Source organism: Gordonibacter pamelaeae 7-10-1-b, from assembly GCF_000210055.1.
GTDB classification, from domain to species: domain Bacteria; phylum Actinomycetota; class Coriobacteriia; order Coriobacteriales; family Eggerthellaceae; genus Gordonibacter; species Gordonibacter pamelaeae.
Genome location: NC_021021.1, coordinates 2,223,919 through 2,227,626, shown reverse-complemented (window position 1 = coordinate 2,227,626; position 3,708 = coordinate 2,223,919). Strand labels below are relative to the sequence as shown.

Sequence of the window (3,708 nt, the reverse complement as noted above, 5' to 3'; positions counted from 1 at the left end):
CCGTGGGGGAGGGCGGCTGCAAGCTGGCCGTGCTGAAGGCGAAGAGCCCGTCGTGCGGATGCGGCCTGGTGTACGACGGCACGTTCTCCGGCGTGCTCGTTCCCGGCTACGGCGCCACGGCGCGCCTGCTGCGGACGGAGGGCGTGCGCGTGATCGACGAGGAGCAGCTGGCGGCCGTTCTCGCCGCCTCTGCCGTGCGGCGCCCCGGTGCCCTTCCGGCCCTGTTCGCCGAGACGTCCGCCGCCTGCCCCGTGCTCCAGACCGAGCGGCTCGTGCTGCGTGCCATCGAGCCGGAGGATGCCGAGGACGTGTTCGCCTACTGCTCCGATCCCGACGTGGGCGCCGACGCCGGCTGGCCCGTGCATCGCACGCTCGATGACTCGCGCGCGTTCATCGAGGCCGTGGCCTGCGAGCCGCACGTGTTCGGCGTGTTCGAGAAGCTTTCCGCCACCGGGACTGACGGGACTGCCGGTTCAGACGGCGCCGCGTCGGAGCTGCGCACGGGCCCCTGCATCGGCTCGGTCGGGCTCATCCCCGACCCGCAGCGGCGCAACGTCGATGCCCTCATGCTGGGGTACTCCCTGGCGAAGCCCGCCTGGGGCCGGGGCTACATGACGGAGGCGTCGCGTGAGGTTATCCGCTACGGTTTCGAGGAGCTGGCCCTCGGCCTGATCTCCTGCACGCATTACCTGTTCAACGACCGCTCCCGACGCGTCATCGAGAAGTGCGGCTTCGAACGCGAGGGCGTCATCCACGCCGCCGAGCCCGCCCCCGACGGCACCATGCAGGACCTGGCGACGTACTATCTGACGCGCGCGTCATGGGAGGCTGCCTCGCACGAGAGCGCGCGAAACGGCGCGAACCCGAAGCTCCGGCAATCCACTCAAGAGGTTCGCGCAGAATGACACGTTCAATGGTGCTGCCTGCTGGTTGCGCGAGGTGCTACGCATGTTGAAAAATGAATACTATAAGTGAAAAATGCACTATCCTGCATAAACTACCAGTCGCGCCCCATAGGGGCGCGTGGATTGAAACCGAAGGCGCACTTGATGACGAAGCGATCATGCGCGTCGCGCCCCATAGGGGCGCGTGGATTGAAACGGCCGGCGGGAGGGGCGCCGCGTGGCGCTGCCCCGTCGCGCCCCATAGGGGCGCGTGGGTTGAAACATGATGCAATCACTTACCATCTGCGGTAGCTGCTGGTCGCGCCCCATAGGGGCGCGTGGGTTGAAACCAGAAGATCGTGCAGGGCCCCCAAACGCTTTCCATGGTCGCGCCCCATAGGGGCGCGTGGGTTGAAACAAAAACACGTCGCCAACAGTCATTAAAGATATGGTCGCGCCCCTCGCGGGCTCGCGGGTTGAAACTGGGATTTCCGCAACGTGCCGACGAGGAAGCAGGTCGAGCCCTCACAAGCTCGCGGGTTGGAACGAGCGCTCCCACAGTGGTTTCTTGCAGAACTGGTTGATCATGGCGGGCTCTTTCGCGAAAGCGGCGCCGCATGCGTCGATGGACTGGACGGGTTATTTTCCTTCGAAGACGATGCGGTTGCCGAAGCTCGCCCGCCCGACTTCGCGCAAATGCTATGGCGCACTCCTCGACGGGCGGTTGCAGCGAGCGGCGAGCCGACTGGTGCGGTCCCTGCACTGGCAAGGAGGCTCAACGAAGGTTGGAGCTTGCGGCGACCTCCAAGCAGTTGGTCTATAATTCTCGTTCGTAGAAAAACGGGGGAAGGGAATCCATGGCATCGGAGAAGCAGCAGGCGGGGCGCGCCTTAAGGCGGTTGGCGCGGAGGAGCCCGCTTGTCGCCCTCGCCATTGCGGCCGTGCTCGTGGTCGGCGCCGCGCTCGGATGGTTCGGCGCTGCAGGCGGCGGGGGCGCGGAGGATGTCGCGCCGGACCGGAACGGCCAAGCGACTATCGCCCCCGTAGGGGACGGCCTCCAGCAAGTCCAGGTCGTGCGCGTAGTCGACGGCGACACGCTCAAGGTGAGCGTGCCCGGCGACGAGAACGCCACGGTGCGGCTCATCGGGATGGATACGCCGGAGAGCTTGGCGGCCGACGAGGCGCGCAACTGCGAGGAGGGCCGCATCGCCTCGGACTACGCGAAGTCGCTCGTGGCGCCGGGGCAGACGGTGTGGCTCTCGCGCGACGTCTCGGACGCCGACCGCTACGGCCGCCTTCTGCGCTACGTGTGGCTCGAGCGGCCGGACGACCCGGCGGATGAAGGCGGGATCGCGGAAAAGATGCTGAACGCTATCCTCGTACGCGACGGATACGCGCAGGTCAAGCGCTACAAACCCGACACCACGCTGCACGACCTCTTCCAGCGCTGGGGCGACGAGGCCACCGCCGACGGCAGGGGCGTGACCCACAAGTGGGCGTAGGCGGGACGCACCCCGAGCCGGACGCGGCGCCGCAGGAGCAGCCGGCCTTCTACGTGTACGTGCTAGCCTGCGCCGACGGCACGCTCTACACGGGCTATACGAACGATGTGGAGCAGCGCACCCGTGCGCACAACGCCGGCAAGGGGGCAAAGTACACGCGCAGCCGCACGCCCGTGGAAGTGGTGGCGCAGGCGCGCTTCGCCACGAAGCACGAGGCCATGAGCGCCGAGTTCCGCTTCAAGCACCTGTCGCGCCGCGCGAAGGACCGCCTGCTTGCCCGCGCCCGCACGGAGGGCTTCGCCGTCGTCCTCGCCGAGCTGCAGGAGGCCGCGAGCGCCGATGCGGGCGCTGCCGTCGATGACGGCGGGCATCCGGGCGGTAAAGCGTAGGGAGATGGCAGGCGCATCCAGTGCCCGATGCTGCTAGAATGGCAGGCGATACCCATCAAGCTTCCGCCCCGCGGCGCTGCGCGCCGCAGGGGTGCCCGCCGTCGAAAGGACCTTCCCGTGCTCGTGACCCCGCTTCCCACCGCCGACAAGAACGACTACCTCTCCGCGCGCATGCGCACTGCCTTCTCCTTCCTGCGCGAGGCCGACCTGGCGCGCCTTCCGCTGGGACGCGCGGACATCGACGGCGACGAGGTGTTCGCGAACGTTCAGGAGTACGACACGGTGCCCGCCGGCCAGAAGCAGATGGAGGCCCACCGGCGCTACTACGACGTGCAGTACGTGGTGGAGGGCGAGGAGGTGCTGCAGTACGCGCCGCTCGCAGGTCTCGCGCCCAGCGGGGAGTTCGACGAGGAGGCCGACTTCGGCCTGTTCGCCACGCCCGAGACGCCGAGCTCCATCGTGCTGCGGGCGGGGGAGATGGCCGTGCTCGCGCCCGAGGACGCCCACAAGCCGGGATGCGCGGTTGGCGAGCCGGGGCGCGTGCGCAAGATCGTGGTGAAGGTGCGGGCTTGACGGCCGGCGAGGATGCGCTCGTCGGGCAGCTTGCGCGCCTGCTGGAAGCGGAGCGCGACCGCTTGAGCCCACGTCGCGTGCTGGAGCTGCTGTCGCTTTTGCTGGGAGAGCGCGCCCAGGCGGGCGACGCCTCGCACTACGTCTACGAGTACGGCCGCCGCGCGGGCTACAGCCTGCCGGCGTACCCGCTGGACGGCAGCGGGGAGTTCCGGGAGTTCTTCGCCGAGGAGGGCGTGCGCAACGTGCCCGAATGGTACGAGCGAAAGCTCGGCGTGCCCCCGCAGCTCTACGCCCAGCTGCCCGCGCGCACCATCGTGGCGGTGCGCGACGCGGCGAACCGCCGCCGCGCGTTCGTGCTCG

4 protein-coding genes, 1 pseudogene and 1 CRISPR repeat array are annotated in these 3,708 nt (G+C 68.6%); all 5 genes and pseudogenes read left to right on the top strand.

All coding sequences use genetic code 11. The features are described 5' to 3' along the window. On the top strand, positions 1-905 hold a 905-nt coding region (locus GPA_RS16875; RefSeq protein ID WP_156791162.1), incomplete at its 5' end, for a GNAT family N-acetyltransferase. Positions 906-1,003: 98 nt separating this feature from the next. After that, a CRISPR array of direct repeats spans positions 1,004-1,302; the repeat unit is 32 nt; unit sequence GTCGCGCCCCATAGGGGCGCGTGGATTGAAAC. A 439-nt stretch (positions 1,303-1,741) separates the two neighbouring features. Next, positions 1,742-2,386 (top strand): thermonuclease family protein, encoded by a 645-nt coding sequence (locus GPA_RS19795; RefSeq protein WP_015539838.1) that lies wholly within the window; start codon positions 1,742-1,744, stop codon positions 2,384-2,386. Then, positions 2,377-2,775: a GIY-YIG nuclease family protein gene (locus tag GPA_RS10315; protein WP_083809066.1), complete on the top strand. Its 399-nt coding sequence runs from the start codon at positions 2,377-2,379 to the stop codon at positions 2,773-2,775. Before GPA_RS19795 ends, GPA_RS10315 begins: the two co-directional genes overlap by 10 nt. Positions 2,776-2,892: 117 nt before the next feature. After that, a complete protein-coding gene (locus GPA_RS10310) occupies positions 2,893-3,348 on the top strand; it encodes a NanQ anomerase/TabA/YiaL family protein (protein ID WP_041239452.1) in 456 nt (151 codons plus the stop codon). Beyond that, positions 3,345-3,708 (top strand): annotated as a pseudogene (locus GPA_RS19195) (hypothetical protein); the annotation flags it as partial. The gene GPA_RS10310 and the pseudogene GPA_RS19195, both read left to right, overlap by 4 nt.

Bases quoted from the DNA above. Each gene is read 5' to 3' on its own strand.
- GPA_RS19795 (WP_015539838.1), top strand. From the start codon at position 1,742: ATGGCATCGGAGAAGCAGCAGGCGGGGCGCGCCTTAAGGCGGTTGGCG.